The sequence below is a fragment of the Pseudaminobacter salicylatoxidans genome (assembly GCF_003148475.1).
Lineage (GTDB): Bacteria > Pseudomonadota > Alphaproteobacteria > Rhizobiales > Rhizobiaceae > Pseudaminobacter > Pseudaminobacter salicylatoxidans.
The window spans coordinates 84,586-103,097 of sequence record NZ_QGGG01000015.1 but is presented as its reverse complement, the minus strand read 5'-3'; the positions used below and the strand labels follow the sequence as shown (position 1 = coordinate 103,097).

General features: G+C 61.6%; 23 protein-coding genes. 11 read left to right on the top strand and 12 right to left on the bottom strand.

Going from position 1 to position 18,512, the window contains the following annotated elements:
- Positions 1–76: 76 nt before the first annotated feature.
- The 6 genes from C7441_RS19055 to aat all read left to right on the top strand — a co-directional run bounded on the left by C7441_RS19055 (position 77) and on the right by aat (position 5,606).
- A complete protein-coding gene (locus C7441_RS19055; protein ID WP_109614227.1) occupies positions 77–1,474 on the top strand; it encodes a M48 family metalloprotease in 1,398 nt (465 codons plus the stop codon).
- A gap of 158 nt (positions 1,475–1,632) precedes the next feature.
- Positions 1,633–2,427: a DsbA family protein gene (locus C7441_RS19050; protein WP_019170387.1), complete on the top strand. Its 795-nt coding sequence runs from the start codon at positions 1,633–1,635 to the stop codon at positions 2,425–2,427.
- Positions 2,428–2,587: 160 nt separating this feature from the next.
- Positions 2,588–3,019, top strand: coding sequence for a type II 3-dehydroquinate dehydratase (aroQ, locus tag C7441_RS19045; RefSeq protein ID WP_026060035.1), 432 nt, complete (start codon positions 2,588–2,590; stop codon positions 3,017–3,019).
- 30 nt (positions 3,020–3,049) lie between these two features.
- Positions 3,050–3,523, top strand: a complete 474-nt coding sequence (gene accB, locus C7441_RS19040) for an acetyl-CoA carboxylase biotin carboxyl carrier protein (protein WP_109614226.1) — start codon at positions 3,050–3,052, stop codon at positions 3,521–3,523.
- A gap of 7 nt (positions 3,524–3,530) precedes the next feature.
- Positions 3,531–4,874 carry an acetyl-CoA carboxylase biotin carboxylase subunit gene (gene accC, locus C7441_RS19035; RefSeq protein ID WP_019170390.1) on the top strand — a complete coding sequence of 448 codons (1,344 nt, stop codon included), beginning with the start codon at positions 3,531–3,533 and terminating at the stop codon, positions 4,872–4,874.
- A 114-nt stretch (positions 4,875–4,988) separates the two neighbouring features.
- Entirely contained in the window at positions 4,989–5,606 is a 618-nt protein-coding gene (gene aat, locus C7441_RS19030; protein ID WP_019170391.1) for a leucyl/phenylalanyl-tRNA--protein transferase, read from the top strand.
- A 9-nt stretch (positions 5,607–5,615) separates the two neighbouring features.
- Here aat and C7441_RS19025 read toward each other — a convergent pair whose 3' ends face one another.
- The 4 genes from C7441_RS19025 to gatB form a co-directional block, all read right to left on the bottom strand.
- Positions 5,616–6,059, bottom strand: a complete 444-nt coding sequence (locus C7441_RS19025) for a DUF2155 domain-containing protein (RefSeq protein ID WP_109614225.1) — start codon at positions 6,057–6,059, stop codon at positions 5,616–5,618.
- A gap of 121 nt (positions 6,060–6,180) precedes the next feature.
- Positions 6,181–6,579 (bottom strand): NADH:ubiquinone oxidoreductase subunit NDUFA12, encoded by a 399-nt coding sequence (locus tag C7441_RS19020; protein WP_026060036.1) that lies wholly within the window; start codon positions 6,577–6,579, stop codon positions 6,181–6,183.
- 123 nt (positions 6,580–6,702) lie between these two features.
- Positions 6,703–7,185 (bottom strand): GNAT family N-acetyltransferase, encoded by a 483-nt coding sequence (locus C7441_RS19015; RefSeq protein WP_019170394.1) that lies wholly within the window; start codon positions 7,183–7,185, stop codon positions 6,703–6,705.
- Between the two features lies 1 nt (position 7,186).
- On the bottom strand, positions 7,187–8,689 hold the full coding sequence (gene gatB / locus C7441_RS19010) for an Asp-tRNA(Asn)/Glu-tRNA(Gln) amidotransferase subunit GatB (protein ID WP_109614224.1): 1,503 nt from the start codon (positions 8,687–8,689) through the stop codon (positions 7,187–7,189).
- A gap of 301 nt (positions 8,690–8,990) precedes the next feature.
- On the opposite strand from gatB, the gene C7441_RS19005 reads away from it, so the two are divergent.
- Positions 8,991–9,248: a YjhX family toxin gene (locus tag C7441_RS19005; protein ID WP_109614223.1), complete on the top strand. Its 258-nt coding sequence runs from the start codon at positions 8,991–8,993 to the stop codon at positions 9,246–9,248.
- Positions 9,249–9,385: 137 nt separating this feature from the next.
- Here C7441_RS19005 and C7441_RS19000 read toward each other — a convergent pair whose 3' ends face one another.
- On the bottom strand, positions 9,386–9,817 hold the full coding sequence (locus C7441_RS19000) for a CBS domain-containing protein (protein WP_109614246.1): 432 nt from the start codon (positions 9,815–9,817) through the stop codon (positions 9,386–9,388).
- Between the two features lie 121 nt (positions 9,818–9,938).
- Positions 9,939–10,673 carry a rhomboid family intramembrane serine protease gene (locus C7441_RS18995; protein ID WP_109614222.1) on the bottom strand — a complete coding sequence of 245 codons (735 nt, stop codon included), beginning with the start codon at positions 10,671–10,673 and terminating at the stop codon, positions 9,939–9,941.
- Positions 10,674–11,030: 357 nt separating this feature from the next.
- Here C7441_RS18995 and C7441_RS18990 point away from each other — a divergent pair, with 357 nt between their 5' ends.
- From C7441_RS18990 to C7441_RS18980, 3 genes are all read left to right on the top strand, one after another.
- Positions 11,031–11,666, top strand: coding sequence for a PAS domain-containing protein (locus tag C7441_RS18990; protein ID WP_019170399.1), 636 nt, complete (start codon positions 11,031–11,033; stop codon positions 11,664–11,666).
- 103 nt (positions 11,667–11,769) lie between these two features.
- A complete protein-coding gene (locus C7441_RS18985) occupies positions 11,770–12,402 on the top strand; it encodes a PilZ domain-containing protein (RefSeq protein WP_109614245.1) in 633 nt (210 codons plus the stop codon).
- A 275-nt stretch (positions 12,403–12,677) separates the two neighbouring features.
- A complete protein-coding gene (locus C7441_RS18980; RefSeq protein ID WP_170125189.1) occupies positions 12,678–13,286 on the top strand; it encodes a transglutaminase-like cysteine peptidase in 609 nt (202 codons plus the stop codon).
- 106 nt (positions 13,287–13,392) lie between these two features.
- Here the strand turns inward: C7441_RS18980 and C7441_RS18975 are convergent, their stop codons facing one another.
- The gene (locus C7441_RS18975) at positions 13,393–13,923 is read right to left on the bottom strand and encodes a gamma carbonic anhydrase family protein (RefSeq protein WP_109614220.1); all 531 of its coding nucleotides are present in this window, start codon (positions 13,921–13,923) and stop codon (positions 13,393–13,395) included.
- Positions 13,924–14,093: 170 nt separating this feature from the next.
- On the opposite strand from C7441_RS18975, the gene C7441_RS18970 reads away from it, so the two are divergent.
- The gene (locus C7441_RS18970; protein ID WP_109614219.1) at positions 14,094–14,822 is read left to right on the top strand and encodes a hypothetical protein; all 729 of its coding nucleotides are present in this window, start codon (positions 14,094–14,096) and stop codon (positions 14,820–14,822) included.
- A gap of 28 nt (positions 14,823–14,850) precedes the next feature.
- On the opposite strand, the gene C7441_RS18965 is transcribed toward C7441_RS18970, so the two are convergent.
- The 5 genes from C7441_RS18965 to C7441_RS18945 all read right to left on the bottom strand — a co-directional run bounded on the left by C7441_RS18965 (position 14,851) and on the right by C7441_RS18945 (position 18,316).
- Entirely contained in the window at positions 14,851–15,054 is a 204-nt protein-coding gene (locus C7441_RS18965) for a DUF3126 family protein (RefSeq protein ID WP_019170404.1), read from the bottom strand.
- A 141-nt stretch (positions 15,055–15,195) separates the two neighbouring features.
- Positions 15,196–16,044, bottom strand: a complete 849-nt coding sequence (cysE, locus tag C7441_RS18960) for a serine O-acetyltransferase (protein WP_109614218.1) — start codon at positions 16,042–16,044, stop codon at positions 15,196–15,198.
- 170 nt (positions 16,045–16,214) lie between these two features.
- Positions 16,215–16,985 carry an alpha/beta fold hydrolase gene (locus tag C7441_RS18955; RefSeq protein ID WP_109614217.1) on the bottom strand — a complete coding sequence of 257 codons (771 nt, stop codon included), beginning with the start codon at positions 16,983–16,985 and terminating at the stop codon, positions 16,215–16,217.
- Between the two features lie 94 nt (positions 16,986–17,079).
- Positions 17,080–17,577, bottom strand: coding sequence for a DUF192 domain-containing protein (locus C7441_RS18950; protein ID WP_109614216.1), 498 nt, complete (start codon positions 17,575–17,577; stop codon positions 17,080–17,082).
- 145 nt (positions 17,578–17,722) lie between these two features.
- Positions 17,723–18,316: a cold-shock protein gene (locus tag C7441_RS18945; protein ID WP_109614215.1), complete on the bottom strand. Its 594-nt coding sequence runs from the start codon at positions 18,314–18,316 to the stop codon at positions 17,723–17,725.
- Positions 18,317–18,512 lie beyond the last annotated feature (196 nt).

Below are 18,512 nucleotides of genomic sequence, written 5' to 3'. Positions count from 1 at the left end.
TGGGGATCACAAGTTCACGAAGTTTTGCCGCCGAGCTTTTCATCGCTCACTTGCTCGTTTACCAGTGGTTTTCACTATGCAGGCACTTTCGCTTTCTTCATTGGTTTCAAAGGCGGCCCGTTCGGTCGCCGCGATTTCTCTGGCCACGGCGATCGCCGTTTCGGCGTCCGTCGACGCATTCGCGCAAGGGCGGGTTTCCGTCGTGCGCGATGCCGAGATCGAGGCGCTGGTGCGCGATTATGCCAGGCCGATCTTCAAGGCGGCGGGCCTGCGTCCCGGCGTAAGTATTATTCTGGTGAACGACCGCAGCTTTAACGCCTTCGTGGCTGGCCAGCGCATGTTCATCAACACCGGCGCACTGCTTCAGGCCGAGACGCCGAACGAGATCATAGGCGTCATCGCGCATGAGGCTGGTCACATCGCCGGCGGCCATCAGGAGCGTCTGCGCGAGCAGCTTGCACGCGCCCAGACCATGGCGATCGTTGCCGGCCTGCTGGGCGCCGGCGCAATCGTGGCGGGTGCCGCCACCAAATCCGGCGAGCTGGCGCAAGCCGGCGGCGGCATCGCAATGGGTGGCGGCGAAATGGCCCGACGCGGCTTGCTGGGCTACCAGCGCACGGAAGAAACGACCGCCGACCGATCGGCGATCACCTATCTTGCAGCCACCGGACAGTCGGCCAAGGGCATGCTCACCACTTTCGAGCGTTTCCAGAGCGCCCTGTCGCTCTCCGGCGCGCGGGTCGATCCCTACCAGATCAGCCACCCGACGCCGCGAGACCGCATTTCCAATCTTGAGCAGCTCGCCAAGAACAGTCCCTACTACGACCGCAAGGATTCGCCCGCCCTGCAGCTTCGGCACGACATGATGCGCGCCAAGATCGCGGTGTTCACGGAGGGACAGGGGGCAGTTTCACGACTGTTCCGCAAGGAACCGACCGGCCTTGCGGCGCAATATGGCAACGCCATGGCGACCTATCTTTACGGGAACGCGCGCGCAGCGCTGCCAAAAATCGATGCGCTGCTCAAGCAGCAGCCCAAGAACCCCTATTTTCATGAATTGCGCGGCGACGCGCTGATGAAGACAAACCAGCCGGCCAAGGCAGCGGAATCTTATGCCAGGGCGGTGCAGCTCGACCAGGTCAAGTCCGGCGTCCTGCCCATTTCCTACGGCCAGGCGCTGCTTGCCATCGGCACCCCGGATTCGCTGAAGAAGGCCGTGACGCAAATCCGCACCGGGCTCGACCGCGACCGCGAGAACGCCACCGGCTATCGCTATCTGGCGCAGGCCTATGGCCAGCTCGGCGACATCGGCGAAGCCGAACTCGCAACGGCCGAAGGACACTATTACAGCGGTGCCTATCAGGACGCGAAAATCTTTGCGGCACGGGCACAGCAAAAGTTCAAGCGAGGCACTCCGGGCTGGATTCGCGCGCAGGACATCATAAATTCCCGCCAGGGCAGCAAGAAGAAGTGATCCTGACTGCCGGCGGGCTTGCAGGCCGGCCGAAATTCGCATGGTGCACAGCTAATTTACCCGTTCGAAGCCGAACTCCTGCTATGCATCGCAGCCAGACAGATTCTCCTTCTCCCGGATGGTTTTCCGGCGAGACGCAAAGGCAAGGACGTATTGGAATGAACAGCAAGGCTATTTTGTTGAGCACGACCGGCATCGCCGCCTCTCTTGCCATGCTGGCATTCGGCTTCGTGTCGGGGCAGCCGCGCGTGGCCGCTCCCGACACGCAGATCGTCACCGCCAGCACCAATGGCCAGCTCGATCGCGGCGATGTCGAGAACATCGTGCGCGAATATCTGCTGGCCAATCCCGAAATCCTGCTCGACGTTCAGCAGGCGCTGGAAGACAAGCGCGACGAACAGCAACGTCTCGCCCACCGCCAGGTGATCGAACAGGACAAGGCCGAAATCTTCAACTCGGCTTATGACGGCATCGTCGGCAACCCGGACGGCAAATACACGATTGTCGAATTCTACGATTACAATTGCGGCTACTGCAAACGCGCCCAGCAGGACATGCTGGCGCTGACAGCCGAGAACCCCGACCTGCGCTTCGTTCTGAAGGAATTCCCCATCCTCGGGCCCGATTCGCAAAAGGCGCATGTCGTATCCATGGCCTTCCGCGCGCTCATGCCGGAGAAATATGGCGAGTTCCACAACCAGCTTCTCGGCGGCCAGGGCCGCGCCGATGAGGCGAGCGCCATCAAGATCGCGCTGTCGCTCGGCGCGGACGAGGCGAAGCTACGCGAGGAAATGAAGAACCCCGCCATCATCGAGGCGTTTTCGCGCACCTATGACCTTGCCAACAAGCTCGCGATCAGCGGAACGCCGTCCTACGTGATCGGCGACGAGGTGGTGTTCGGCGCTCTGGGCAAGGAAGCACTGCAGGAAAAGATCGCAGCCGCCACCAAGTAAGCAGGCGCCGGCGCCCGATTTCTGGCTTTTCTGTGCGCTTGGCCTCAAAAAGCGCACGCTTGTGGACAAGAACGGCCGTGCGCTCTTTTCGCGGCCGATCAAGCCAATTATAGAGATTGCGGCGCGCCGATTGGCGATCGGCGCGGGAAAGGTCATATTTTTGAAAACGGTCTACGTTTTAAACGGCCCAAATCTGAATATGCTCGGCAAGCGCGAGCCCGGCATCTATGGCGGCGACACTCTGTCGGCCATCGAGAACGACTGCCGCAAGGCGGGCGCCGAGCTGGGAATTGCCATAGAGTTCCGCCAGTCCAATCATGAAGGCGATCTGGTCGACTGGATACAGGAAGCAGCCGACAAGGCTGCCGGCATCGTCATCAATGCTGGCGCCTACACGCATACCTCAATCGCCATCCACGACGCCATCCGCGCGGTCTCGCTGCCGGTGGCGGAAGTGCATCTTTCCAACATCCACGCACGTGAACCGTTTCGGCATGTCTCCATGATCGCGCCTGTCGCGGTCGGAATGATCTGCGGCTTCGGCCCACTTGGCTACACACTGGCGCTCAAGGCGCTCGCCGACCGTCTGTAAGCGGGCGGATCAGAAGAAGAAGGCTCTAAAATGTCGATAAAAAAGACCGGTGTTGACCAGCAGTTGATCCGCGATCTGGCGGATATCCTGAACGACACCAATCTGTCCGAGATTGAGGTCGAACTGGGCGACCTGAAGCTGCGCGTTTCGCGCCACGCGCCCGTCGTTCACGCCGCTGTCGCGGCACCTGCTCCGGTTGCCCTTCCCGCCGCGGCTCCGGCGTCCGTCGCCGCTCCGGCTGCGGCAGCGCCCGCGCAGGCGGACCTGTCGAAGAACGCCGTGCCCTCGCCCATGGTCGGCACCGCCTATCTGGCACCGGCACCGGATGCAGCCCCCTTCATCGAGGTCGGCCAGACCGTGAAGGAAGGCCAGACACTGCTTATCATCGAAGCCATGAAGACGATGAACCAGATCCCCTCGCCACGTTCCGGAACGGTCAAGGCCATTCTGATCGAGGATGCGCAGCCGGTGGAATACGGCATGCCGCTGGTCGTCATCGAATAGGTCCGGGATGTTTCAGAAGATTCTCATTGCCAATCGCGGCGAAATCGCGCTGCGTGTCCTGCGTGCCGCCAAGGAGCTTGGCATCAAGACCGTGGCCGTGCATTCGACCGCCGATGCCGACGCCATGCATGTGCGCCTCGCCGACGAGAGCGTGTGCATCGGCCCCCCGCCTTCGCGCGACAGCTATCTCAACATCCACCAGATCGTCGCGGCCTGCGAGATCACCGGCGCCGATGCCGTGCATCCGGGCTATGGCTTCCTCGCCGAGAACGCCAAGTTCTCCGACATTCTGGCCGCGCACAACATCACATTCATCGGCCCCTCAGGCGACCACATCCGCGTCATGGGCGACAAGATCGAGGCCAAGCGCACCGCAAAGCGCCTCGGCATTCCTGTCGTGCCGGGCTCCGAAGGCGCCATCACCGACGAGGTTGAGGCCAAGCGCCTCGCGGCCGAAATCGGCTACCCGGTCATCGTCAAGGCTTCGGCCGGCGGTGGCGGCCGCGGCATGAAGGTGGCGCGCAGCGAAGCCGAACTCGCAAGCGCCTTTCACACGGCCCGCACCGAAGCAGGCGCCGCTTTTGGTGACGATGCCGTCTATATCGAGAAATATCTCGAGAAGCCGCGTCACATCGAAGTGCAGGTGTTCGGCGACGGCGCAGGAAACGGCATCCATCTGGGCGAGCGCGACTGCTCGCTGCAGCGCCGCCACCAGAAGGTGTGGGAAGAGGGCAACTCCCCTGCCCTCAACGAGGAAGAGCGCAGTCGCATCGGTGAGATCTGCGCCAAAGCGGTGGCCGAACTCGGCTATCGCGGTGCCGGCACGGTGGAATTCCTCTATGAAGACGGCGAGTTCTACTTCATCGAGATGAACACGCGCCTGCAGGTGGAGCATCCGGTCACGGAAGCGATCACCGGTATCGACCTCGTGCACGAGCAGATCCGCGTCGCCTCCGGCGGCGGATTGTCGGTAAAGCAGGAGGAAGTGCGCTTCCAGGGCCATGCCATCGAGTGCCGCATCAACGCGGAAGACCCGCGCACCTTCGCGCCGTCGCCCGGCACGATCACGCATTTCCATACCCCCGGCGGTTTGGGCGTGCGCGTCGATTCGGGCGTCTATTCCGGCTACAAGATCCCGCCCTATTACGACAGCCTGATCGGCAAGCTGATCGTGCACGGCCGCAACCGCGTGGAGTGCATGATGCGCCTGCGCCGCGCGCTGGACGAGTTCGTCGTGGACGGGATCAACACGACGCTGCCGCTATTCCGCGACCTGGTCGGCAATATCGACATCGCCTACGGCGCCTACGACATCCATTGGCTGGAAAAGCATCTCGCCGCCACGGAATAGCGTATTATCTTCCCGAATGAAGAGCATCCGGGAAGAAGCAATGAGTTGCGGCAGGCCAGACCGAATTGATAACGGCACCCGCCTTGCGGGTGCCGTTTTGCTGGAGGTGGTCCAATGACCCGACCCTACGGTCCCGGCTACCGCATTCCGCCCGACCTGCTGTTGAAAGCCTATGCGTCAGGCGTGTTTCCGATGGCCGAAAGCGCGACCGATCCGGAAGTCTTCTGGGTGCGACCGGAGACGCGCGGTCTCATCCCGCTCGACACGTTCCACGTGCCGAAGAGCCTTCGCAAGACCATCCGCCAGCACCGCTTCGACATACGCATCGACAGCGATTTCGCCGGCGTGATCGACGGTTGCGCGGAATCGCGCACGGATCGCGAGACGACCTGGATCAACCAGCCGATCCGCGAAGCCTATATCCGCCTCCATGAACTCGGCCACTGCCATTCCGTCGAAGCCTGGCACGCCGGACAGCTTGTCGGCGGGCTTTACGGTGTCAGCCTCGGCCGGGTTTTCTTCGGTGAAAGCATGTTCTCGCGCGAGACGGATTCATCCAAGGTCTGCCTCGTGCATCTCGTGGAACGGCTGAAGGAGCGCGGATTCGTGCTTCTCGACACGCAGTTCACCACCGAGCACCTCAAGCGGTTCGGCGCGATCGATGTGCCGCGCGCCAAATATGAGAGGATGCTGGAGGAAGGACTTCGGGGCGAAGCCGATTTCTACCCTTAGCGCGGGAAATCAGTTGCGCTTGGCTGTGTCCGGGGCCGGCACGTCGGACTTGTCCTTGCAGCCCTTCAGCCACACGTCATAGACGGCGTGCTCGACAGCATTGAGGCCAGGGCTTTCGGCAAACATCCAGCCGTTGAAGATGCGCCGGACCTTGCGGTCGAGCGTGATCTCATCGACTTCGACGAAAGAATCGGTCTGCGGCTCCTCGCCTGCCTCGCGCGAATAGCAGACGCGCGGCGTGACCTGCAGCGCGCCGAACTGCACCGTCTCGTCGACATAGACATCGAAGGTGGTGATGCGGCCGGTGATCTTGTCGAGGCCGGCGAACTCGGCGACGGGATTGGTGATGCGCTCGGCCTGGGCCGGGATAGCCAGCACCGCAAGCGCGATGGCCGACAGCGTAGAGGCGGTCGCGATCCGTTTTCCCAGCGAAGTTCGGCCAATCAGCATCATATGGAAAATACCGGTCGTTGCGCCTCGAATATGGCTGTTCCCGACAGGGAATCTCGCCGTTCCACGTTCACTAGCGGTTAAACGTGAAATGTGGCGAGAAAACACCTCGCCGACGTGTGTATCACGAACCGGGCGTCCAGGCGTCGTAGTCGCCCGTCACCTGCGGGCGATGGCCGGTGCCCAGCACCGAGCCCTTGGGCCGATAGGCAGCAGCGGTGCCGGTGAGATTCGGCTGGTGCGGCTTTTGCCAATCGCGCGGCTTATAGTTCTCCCTGGACGGCGGCGTGTCGACCCGGTGATGCAGCCAGCCGTGCCAACCGGCAGGGATGCGCGAAGCTTCGGCCACGCCGTTATAGATCACCCAGCGACGTGTGCGGCCTTCCGAATCGGTGCCGCCCTCGTAGTAGATATTGCCCTGATCGTCACGACCGACCTCGGCGCCACGGCGCCAGGTATGGAAACGGGTGCCGAGCGTCTGCCCGTTCCACCAGGTAAAAAACTGCAGGAAGAATTTCTTCATCGGATTCCTCGCGGCAAGCGCGTTCATCAACTTGATGCCTTATGGCTTCCACACGCCGGGAAGGCAAGGCTTTAGAACAGTTTCGCGGCCGGCGCGGGCGGGTCTTGCCCGCTTCCGGGCCGCTCAGGCCAGATGTTTTTCCAGCAGGAGCGAAGCGACCCCGGTTGCATCCGCCTCAGCGTCGCCGATGGCGCGAAAGCCGTTGGCTTCGTAGAAGGCGAGCGCCTGCGCATTGGCGGGCTCGACCTCGAGGCGGATCAGCCGCGCATCGGGGAAACAGTCCTCGATCTCGTCCAGCAGCATCCGCCCGATCCCGCGGCGCTGGCAATCCGTGCGCACATAAAGCTGCTGCAGGATCACCGTCTTGCCGTCCGAGGTGGCCGCCGCAAAAGCCATGGCGCAGATGCGTTCACCGTCATCCACCACCACGAATTCGGAATTCGGCCTGGTGAGACGGGCCTTCAGCGCGGGTATCGAGTGCCACTCGCCGGTGATCTCGTTCACGCGCTCGCGGCCGTAGATCACGTCGTAGGTCGCATGCCAAGTCTCGACAAGCAGCTCATGAATGGCTGCCAGGTCGCGTTCACCGGCGGAGCGGACGAACATGCTACTCGACGATCCCGAGCTTGGCCTTGACCAGATCGTTGACAGCCTGCGGATTGGCCTTGCCGCCCGTCGCCTTCATGACCTGCCCGACGAACCAGCCCGCCATGGTGGGCTTGGCGCGCGCCTGTTCGGCCTTGTCGGGATTGGCTGCAATCACCTCGTCCACGGCTTTTTCGATGGCGCCGGTGTCGGTGACCTGCTTCATGCCGCGCTTTTCGACGATATCCTTCGGATCGCCGCCTTCATTCCAGACGATCTCGAACAGGTCCTTCGCGATCTTGCCGGAAATCGTGCCTTCCTTGATGAGATCGAGGATACCGCCGAGCTGATCGGGCGAAACCGGAGCGTTTTCGATGTCTCCGCCCGCCTTGTTCAGTGCGCCCAGCAGATCGTTGATGACCCAGTTGGCCGCCAGCTTGCCGTCGCGGCCGGCTGCAACCTTCTCGAAATAGTCGGCAATAGCCTTCTCCGATACCAGGATCGAGGCATCGTAGGCCGAGAGGCCAAGCGAGCTGACGAGCCTGTCCTTCTTGTCGTCGGGCAGTTCGAGCAGATCCTTCGCCAATGCATCGACATAGGCCTGGTCGAATTCGAGCGGAAGCAGGTCCGGATCGGGGAAATAGCGATAATCGTGCGCTTCTTCCTTGGAGCGCATGGAGCGCGTCTCGCCCTTGGTCGGGTCGAACAGGCGTGTTTCCTGGTCGATCGAGCCGCCGTCCTCCAGAATGGCGATCTGGCGGCGGGCCTCATATTCGATGGCCTGGCCGACGAAGCGGATGGAGTTGACGTTCTTGATCTCGCAGCGCGTGCCGAAAGGCTCGCCCGGACGACGTACCGAGACATTGACGTCGGCGCGCATGGAGCCTTCGTCCATATTGCCGTCGCAGGTGCCCAGATAGCGCACGATCATGCGCAGCTTTGTGAGATAGGCCTTGGCCTCATCCGACGAGCGCAGGTCCGGCTTGGACACGATCTCCATCAGCGCCACGCCCGAACGGTTGAGATCGACATAGGACATGGTCGGATGCTGGTCGTGCATCGACTTGCCCGCATCCTGTTCCAGATGCAGGCGCTCGATGCCGACCTCGATGTCCTCGAACTCGCCCTTCTTGTCCGGCCCCACCGAAACGATGATCTTGCCCTCGCCGACGATAGGCTGCTTGAACTGCGAGATCTGGTAGCCCTGCGGCAGGTCCGGATAGAAATAGTTTTTCCGGTCGAAGACCGACTTGAGGTTGATCTGGGCCTTCAGGCCAAGACCGGTGCGGATCGCCTGCTTGACGCATTCCTCGTTGATGACCGGCAGCATGCCCGGCATGGCGGCATCGACCAAGCTGACATTGGCATTGGGAGCGGCACCGAAGGAGGTCGATGCGCCGGAGAACAGCTTGGCGTTCGACGTTACCTGCGCATGGACTTCCATGCCGATGATCACTTCCCAATCCCCGGTGGCGCCGGGGATAAGGCGTTTCGGGTCTGGCGTGCGGGTATCGATAAGGGTCATTTAGGCCTGCATATTGGTATCGAGGATACGCAAAAAACGTATATTTGAGAGCTACACTTCGCTAGTCCAAACCAGCTTTCGAAACAAGCATAAAGCCTGCGCTGGAGATTTCCATCTGTTTGCGCTATAGGCGCAGGCATCCTTATGGAGTCTGGATGTTCACGTCTTCTCAGTCCCGGTGAGGCCCTGACCTTCGCAGGAAGGCAGGGCAGAAAACCTCGAGCAACCTCGCGCCGCATCGTTTGCGTGCGCGATTTCTTGTGCTGGCCGCTCGGCCAGGGTTTTCCGGGAATTTCAGAAGATGGACATACCGCGCAACGAACAGCGCATCCTGCACCTGCTTGCACAGGGCGGGCGGATCGAACTCGAGAAGGACGACAACAGGCGCATCGAGAAGCTATGGTGCCTTACGCGTGACGGCTGGGCTTATCCAGACCTCACACTGCAGATCTTCCGCAGTCTTAAACGTAAAAAGGCAATCGCGTCCTCCAGTGGAGGCCCCTACCGCATAACGCGGCGGGGGTTGCAACTGGTCCGCTCGCAGCCGGACAACAGGTAGGCTGAATCGCCAACCGATCTGCTGGAGCCTGGCGACGTTTTCTCGAATCGTCGTCAGGCTCCATCTATTGAGCATGATCTTTTTCGAAAACCGGTTCCACTTTTCGGGATCATGCTCCGAGGCCGATGGGCGACCCCTCAGGCTGTAGCGATATAGGCCCTGATCTCCTCAGCCTCGCGCTCGACATCCTCGATACGGCGCTTCACCACGTCGCCGATCGAGACGATGCCATCCAGGCGACCATCCTTTTCGACCGGCAAGTGACGGAAACGGCCATTCGTCATGATCTCCATGATCTCGTTGACCGTGTGGTTCTCGTTGCAGATATTCACCTTCGGCGTCATCACCGCCCGCACCGGCTGCTCCAGCGCCGCAGCCCCCTGATCGGCGAGAACGCGCACCACGTCGCGTTCGGACAGGATGCCGACGATCTTGCGATCGCCATTGGTGATCACCAGTGCGCCGATCCTGTGTTCGGCCAGGAGCTTGATGGCATCGGCCAGTTTCTCGTTGGGTCCGTACGTGAATACGTCGTGCCCCTTGGCTTCGAGAATCGACTTGACCGTCATAGGCTCCTCCTCTGTTTTCCAGTCGGAGCGCGCTCCCGCATGAGCACGCTCCGCATGTTGCATCGTGCTCTCAGCCATTGTGCATTTCAAGCGCGATGCGCGCAAGGCGCAGGCGAAGAGGTCAGCGCGAAGCGAATTCGCTGCGGCGGTCGAAAAGGCGGATGCCGAAGAACCCGACAATGAAACCGCCCACATGGGCTTCCCACGCGATGCGGTCCGACACGCCCGGCGCAAAGCCGATAATGCCGGTTGCGAAGTTGACCGCCATCCACACGATCAGGAAGGTCATGACCGTTCGCGAGCGAAACACCATGGATACCGGCAGCGGTGCGCCCGAAAACGCGCCCTGCCCCGACGAGCGGTCGATCTGGAAACCGAAGCGGGCGGCCGCACCCATCATGCCGGCAATAGCGCCGGATGCGCCCACCAGCGGCGCCTGATCCAGCATATGCACACTGTAGTGCAAGGCAGCGGCGGCAACCGCCGTTGCGATCCAGAACAGGGAGAAGCGGACTGCACCCAGCCTGTTGGCAAGCGGAGAACCGAAGGCAGCCAGCCACACCATGTTGACAAGCAGATGCGTAAAGCTGCCATGCAGGAAGGAATAGGTGACAGGGCTAGTGAAGGCATAGACGTCCAGGTCGAACGCGCCGGAATAGCGGATCGGAATGAACGCCGTGCGGATCAGCAGCGCAATATCCTGCTGCGGGGTCAGCAGGTAAACGCGGATGAGATGGATGCCAACGCAAAGCCCGATGGCCAGCAACACGATGCCCGGCAGGTTGAAAACCGGCTCACGTCCGCCGCGCGTAAATCCGGCGTCGCGAGGACGCTCTTCGGGGCTCGCATTGTTCATCTACGAATCCAGTCATTGGTTCCTGCCCCGCCTTTAGAGCAAGCGCGCACGAATCACAAAGAAAAGCCGTTCAGGGCTTCCCCGGAACGGCCGGTCGAACCTCAGGCTCAACCAAAAAACTCTGACTGAAGTGCCATCGGCCGCCCTGGCGACCTGCTGCTGGAGTGAATTCACGGTGCCACAAGCCGGATAGGCTGGCAACGTATACCAGTCATTAACCTTAACGGCCCCGAACGGTTAACAAACCGATAACCGGGCTGGCACGCAACGTGCTTCGCCGAGCATGTAGATCATCGAACGACGGCTTTCTGTTCGCCATTGGGACACAAGACGGCAGATTGCGCGGAGCGGAGCAGCATGAAACAAGACGGATCAATCGACCTGTTCCATTATTGGAACCGATTGCGCGATGGTCGCCCAGCGCCGAAGCGTACCGAAATCGAGCCGGCCGACATCAAGGGCCTGCTGGCCGACACCTTCATCCTCGAGCGCGACACACGCGGCGAAGCGATCTTCCGCCTTGCCGGCACGCGCCTGTGCGCAACCTATGGACGCGAGTTGAAGGGCTTCTCCTTCCCTTCGCTGTGGCGCGACAAGGACCAGCGACTGATCGCCCGGCTTGCCTATGATGTGTTCCATTCCAAGTCGGTGGTTGTCGTGGCCTTCGGTGGCCGCTCGTTGACCGGCCGCACAACGGCATTCGAACTGCTGCTCCTGCCGCTGGAGGGCGGGCTGGAGAACCCGCGCGCGCTGGGCATCGTCACGTCCTGCTACAAGCCCTTCTGGCTCGGTGCGGACCCTATCGTGGAAGCGCTGATCGAATCGGTCCGCGTCATCGATCCGGATCGCGAGCCGATGTTCCTGAAAAACCGGCCGGCAGTCACCGTGCCGCCGCTTGCACCAAGCGACAGTGCCTTTGCCGATGCCGCCCAAACCATGGGCGCGCGTCGCATCCGCCATCTCGTGGTGTTGAAGGGCGGGCTGGACGAATAGGAGCCGGCCCGCGCACCCGCGTTGACACTTACACGTTTGTTAACCTGTATAACCGTATTTTTCCCGCATGGGATTGGTCGCGCGCAAGCGCGAGGGCGTATGCATGCAGCAGAGACAGACAACCAGATCGGCGGCGATCAACTACACGCCATCGGCGGCGGAACGGCGTAATTTCCAACGCGTCCGCGTGAATATCTATGGCCGTCTCATGCTGGAGGACCGCACGGAGCATCCTTGCCAGGTCGTGGATATGTCGCCGGGCAATGTCGCGCTGCGCTGCAATGAGGTCGGCGAACCGGGCGAAAAGGTAATCGCCTATCTCGACCATGTCGGCCGCATCGAGGGCGTCATCACGCGCATACTGCCCGACGGCTTTGCCATGACCATCATTGCCTCCGACCGCAAGCGCGACAAGCTCGCCGCGCAGCTCACCTGGCTGGCCAACAAGCACGAGCTGGCCCTGCCCGAAGATCGCCGCCACGAACGTATCGCGCCGCGCAACCCGATGAGCACGCTCCAACTCGGCGACGGACGCCAGTATCGCTGCCGCATCATCGACCTGTCGCTCTCGGGCGCGGCGGTCGAGATCGACGTAAAACCCGCCATCGGCGTTCAGGTGATGCTCGGCACCATGCGCGGACAGGTGGTGCGCCATTTCGAGGATGGGGTCGCCATCGAATTCGCGGTCGTGCAGCGGCCGGAAACGCTGGATTCCGAATTCAATCGCGGCGGCTGATCCAAACCGCCTACAGAATTTCCCTGCCACCATCAGGACCGGCCACTGGCCGGTCTTTTCGTTTGCGGCAACCGTACATCCGGCAACAAAACGTCAAGCTTAATGATTTGCTGCCACTCGCAATCAATTTCAACCATAATTCTATATTAATTTTATACTTGGCTTCACCGAACTTGTTTCCAAATCCTTTCACCCACCATTCAATATCTACTTCACGGATTTGCGCGGAATAAATCCGACCCTGTCATTGTGGCGTCAAACAGGGACGTTTCATAATGACAAGAACAAAAGCAATAATCGTGGCTCTCGCGGCATTGATGGGACTGGGCGGAGCAATGGCTCAGGCAAATGCCGCCGAGCCCTTCATGCATGTCGGCAGCCGCACCACGCAGCCCGTGGGACACTATGAGTTCTGCCGGCGCCTGCCGGATGAGTGCAATCAGAAGACGCCGCGGCGCAAGCCCATCGAACTGACGCGCAAGCTGTGGGCGGCAATGATCGACGTCAACGCAGCCGTCAACACGGAAGTCGCGCCGCGCACCGACATGGAAATCTACGGTCAGGAAGAGCACTGGGCCTATCCCGACAATAACGAAGGCGACTGCGAAGACTACGTCCTGGAAAAGCGCCGCCGCCTGATGGCGCTGGGCGTTCCGGCCGGCGACCTCCTGATCACGGTGGTGCGGCAGCCGAACGGCGATGGCCATGCCGTTCTTACCGTACGCACCGGCAGCGGCGAGTTCATCCTCGACAATCTGGAGCCGCAGGTTCTGGCCTGGGGCAAGACCGATTACACCTATCTGAAGCGCCAGTCCGAACACAATTCGGGTGTCTGGATCCAGATCAACGACGGTCGCGCCGACGCGGTGGCGAGCCTTCGCTGACGGCAACGTCCCTGCTTTCCGTCAAGTGTCAGGCTTTCGAGCCGGCTCGCATCCCGAGCCGGCTTTGTTCTTGAACGAAGCCCTGATCCGGCCTCGCCGTCAATTTCTAGTCCAGTCGCACAAGCCCCTCGCGAAACCGCTTGCCGTTGGCCACATAATGCCTGGCCGACTGCCCCAGCCTGGCAATCGTGGCGTCATCCAGCGTTCGCACCACTTTGGCCGGTGCCCCGACGATCAGCGAATTGTCGGGAAACTCCTTGCCTTCCGTGATCAGAGCGCCGGCACCGACCAGACTGTTGCGGCCGATGCGAGCGCCATTGAGCACGATCGCGCCCATGCCGATCAGGCTGTTGTCGCCGATCGTGCAGCCATGCAGCATCGCCTTGTGGCCGATCGTGCAGTCCGCGCCAATGGTGAGCGGGAAGCCGGGGTCGGTGTGCATCACCACATGCTCCTGCACGTTGGAGCCTTGCCCGATGCGGATCGGCTCGTTGTCGCCGCGGACGACCGAGCCGAACCAGACACTGACACCGCTCCCCATCCAGACCTCGCCGATCACGCTGGCGTCGGGCGCAATCCAGGCGCTCTCTTCGTCCTCGAATTCTGGACGGCTCCCGTCGATGGCATAAAGCGGCATTTGCTCCTCCGGATACTGGTCGGCGTGTTTGCGGGTCACGCTTACGGGAAGCCGCCCGCCAAGCCAAGCGGGCAACGCATTTACCAGCCATTTACCATGAAGCTGCACAGTTCAGGCTCTCATCCGGCAGCCTGATATCGGCGCCGTTCGCGCTTTCCAGGAAACACGCAATGACACAGGCCGCGATGGCGCAGGACAAGGAAAGGTCGCAAAGCGCCCCTCTCCTGCCGAAGCTTTTCTGCGCTTTCGCCGCGCTTGCAGCGCTTTCCATCGCGATCAATGTCGGCGGCAAATGGCTCGGCCGCACAATCGCCCTTGCCGGTCACACCGAGGACCGCACGCCGCACGAAATCGTCATCGGCAACGATGTGCTATCCGTTCCCGCCAATGCCATCCGTTTCGAGAAGGCGCGGCATGACGGCGTCGCCTCGCGGCTCGATCTCTACCTACGTTGGCCTGACATGGATGGCTATTCGCAAGCCGCACGCAACGATTTCAACAATGCCGGCGGCTCCCGGCACATCCTGTTCCTGTCGTTCGAGGAGCGCATGATGTCGCGCGATATGGGCGGCCGCTTCGCGCCGATCTATGCCGCGCTGATCGAGCAGCCGGGCATGCCGGACAAGGGCGGCGTCACACTTTACGATTTCAAGGAAAAGTCAGGCTATGTGAACGAGGTTCTGGCCGTTGCCACGCGACCGGGCGATACCCCTTTTGTGGCGCGATGCCTGAGCGGACCTGCCGCGGAGGAATCCCTTGCGCCATGCGAACGGGACATTCATCTGGGCAGGCAACTCAGCCTCACCTATCGGTTTCCGCGAGAATTCCTGCCTGAATGGCCGCAACTGGAGGCGGCCGTTCGCGCCAAGGCGGCGCAATATCTGAAAACCGGCCATTGAACATCAACGGCCGGTTTTTCCTGAGCAATCAGCCCAGATCGATGTCGAGGATGGCCATGGAGAAATTGTAGTCGCCATCATCCTCGTCCTTGAAGACGATGCCGAGGAACTCGTCGCCGATATAGACCTCCGCGGAATCGTTCTTGCGCGGGCGCGCCTTCACCTGCAGTTGCGGATTCTGGAACGTCCGCTTGAAATATGCGTCGAGTTTTCTGATTTCTTCCGGCTTCAACAGTTTTCTCCCGATGGCGGGTTGGTTCAATGAATGGCGCTTCTGGCACGCCGGGCTTGGCGATGTAAAGGCGACGCGGGAACAAACCACCGGACAAACCGACGCTGCATCCGGTTCCGCGCAAACGCGGGCACGCGGGTGTCAGATGTCGAAGGTAACGACGTGGTCCATCGCCTGCGAAGGCAGGAATTGATCCATCTGGCGCGAGGGCTCGTCACAACCCGTCTCGCCCACCACGCGCGCCGGCACGCCGGCCACCGTCTTGTTGTGGGGCACGGGCGACAGCACCACCGAACCGGCCGCGATCTTCGAGCAATGACCGACTTCAATGTTGCCGAGTATCTTGGCCCCGGCTCCGATCAGCACGCCATGGCGAATCTTGGGATGACGATCGCCGCCCGTCTTGCCGGTGCCGCCAAGCGTCACGCCGTGCAGTATCGACACATCGTCCTCGATCACCGCCGTCTCGCCGACCACCAGCCCCGTGGCATGATCTATGAAGATGCCCTTGCCCATCTTCGAGGCGGGGTGAATGTCGGTCTGGAAGACCGAGGAAGACCTGCTTTGCAGGTAGAACGCGAAATCGCGCCGGCCGCGATGCCACAGCCAATGCGCCAGCCGGTGCGTCTGGATGGCGTGGAAGCCCTTGAAATAGAGAACCGGCATCAGGAAGCGGTCGCAGGCCGGATCGCGATCGTAGTAGGCTTGGATGTCGACGCGCACGGTGGTCGCCCAGTCCGGATTGTCGTCGATCATCGCCCTGAACGTCTGGCGGATGAGATCGGCGCGCAGATCCTCATGCCCAAGCCGCTCGGCAAGGCGATGGATCACCGCATCCTCGAGGCTGCTCTGATTGAGGATCGTCGAATAGAGGAAGGCAGCAAGCAGAGGATCGCGCGAGGCCGCCTCGCCTGCTTCATCGCGTATGGAATTCCAGATAGGGTCGATCGGCTTGAGTGTGCCGGTACGCGGGGCGCTGCTTGTGGTCATCGGTTGTCTCCGTCGCCGGATTTTCTCGTCCGGCAAACATATAGGCTGCGCGTCGGCAGCTTTGAACTCAATTTTCCTTATCCTAGCCTGAAATGGCTATGTATGTCGCCGTTTCAAGCAGATGCGCAAAACAATCCCTCCCGAAAACCATCGGTCGGGTCGGAGCGGGCCTAGAGCGGATTGTCGGCATAGAACTCCAGCACGCGCTTCTTGAAGGTGCGATCCCCCACCGAAAGCATGTGGTCCCTGCCCTCGATGTCGAAGGCGATTGCGTTGGGCATCAGCGCCGCAAGCTTCTCAGGCGAGCCGGCAATGTCGTCCGTGGTGCCCACGGCGATCAGCGTGGGCTGCATGATGCGGGCAACCTCGGCTTCGGTCAGCTCGGCGCGCGAGGTGGAAATGCAGGCCGCGAGCGCCCTGCGGTCGCTTCTCGTCTGATCGGCGAAGGCACGGAACATTTTTCCGCGCGTGTGGCCGATCGCCGCCGGATCGTCAGCCAGCAGCGCGTCGGCGATCGGGTCCCAGTCGCCGACCCCGTCGATCATTCCGAAGCCAAGACCGCCGAACACCAGCGTCGTAACCTTTTCGGGTGTGGCCAGCGCCATGAAGGCGGAAATGCGCGCGCCCATCGAATAGCCCATCACATGGGCGTGCTCGATGCCGAGATGGTCAAGCAGGGCAGCCGCGTCACTCGCCATCTTTTCAGGTGTGTAGTCGTCCGCCTCATAGCTCTTGGAGGACAGGCCGTGTCCGCGATTGTCGAGGGCGATGGCTCGATAGCCGGCCTCTGTCAGCGTTTTCACCCAGCCCGGCGAAACCCAATTCACCAGATGGCTGGAGGCAAAACCATGGATGAGCAGCACCGGCTGTCCTTCTCCCTGCGCTGGCGCGCGGTCGATAAAGGCAAGCTCGAAGCCGTCATGAGTGAAGAATTGAGTCACGCTCGCTTATCCCCTTGAATTGCAGCCTCGCGGTGGCCGGCAGCCGGTCCACGGACGCCCGCATTGCCCTCCCGAAAGCGCCATCCGCGACGGATCAGTTGGCCGAGGCGGCGGCGATGGCGGGATGGCGCAACTGGACGCCTTCCTTGATGCCGGCTTTTTCGGCGATGCCGGCCTTCAATTCAAGCACGAAGCGCACCGGTCCGCGCGAAGGTATCAGCGCTTCCGAGAACGGTTCGCCGTGCCCCACGGATTCCACGCTGCCATCCTCCCTGACGAAAACGAGATCGAGAGGCATCGGCGTGTTCTTCATCCAGAAGCCGACAGGCTGTGTCTGGTCGAAGACGAACAACATGCCATGGTCGTCGGCCATCCACTCGCGGAACATCAATCCGGCGGCGCGCTGGAGATCATCCTGGGCGATTTCTATCGAGAAGCTGCGCTCGCCCCCGGCTGTCACCGCCACCAGCGGTGCCGGATCGGTCGGCAGGATCATTGGCTGCCCGGCGATGGCCGACTGCGGAAGCAAGAACGCCGCCACGAACCCGAGCGTCAGCGCAAAGAACACGGTGGACCAGATTTTGAGAGGCATGGCGGTTCCTGTTCGACGATGTTCGGCTGGCTGGATCAGCGCCCGCGCAGCGCCGGACCATATAGCCCACGATAGCCCCATACAAAACAAGCCGGCCTGTTCAGACCGGCTTTCCACGATCACATTGCGGATCGCCCGGACGCGATCAGTGAGCGATAGGCGGGGTCCCGATGTCGGGGTGGATCTCGGCGGCCATAAGGCCCTTGTCGCCACGCCCGAAACGCACCAGCACCACCTGCCCGGGGCGTAGTTCGGTCAGGCCATAGCGGCGCAACGTCTCCATATGGATGAAGATATCCTCGGTGCCCTCGCCGCGCGTAAGAAAGCCAAAGCCCTTGGTGCGGTTGAACCACTTCACCAGCGCGCGCTCCAGCCCGCTTTCGGGCACGACGGAGACATGCGTGCGCGTTTCCTGCGTCTCGGCCGGATGGATCGCGGTGGTATTGTCCATCGACAGGACGCGGAAAGCCTGCAGGCCGCGCTCGCCCTGACGCACCAGGCACACGACACGCGCGCCTTCGAGTGCCGTCTGGAAGCCGTCGCGGCGCAGGCAGGTGACATGGAGGAGAATATCGGACCCGCCGTCATCCGGCAGGATGAAGCCGTAGCCCTTGGCCACGTCGAACCACTTAATGGCCCCCGAGACTTCGATCAGATCGACGCCTTCACCAGTCTCGTCACGTTTAAAGGCATCGCCCCCGGCCAAGTCTCGCCCCGCGAAAGAGGCTCTCTCCCCCATCGATCGCACCTCTTCTCGATTACAAACGCCAATGATTCTTAAGCACAGATTAACACTTCGGATTCAGCGATGTGCAAGAGCCGAGACCGTTTTTTTCGCCATTTCGACAGCGCAATACTGTGGATCAGCTTTCCCGACACGGGGTCGGCCGATTTGCGGGTTGCCCGCAACCGACCACCCGCCCTATGTTCCCGCA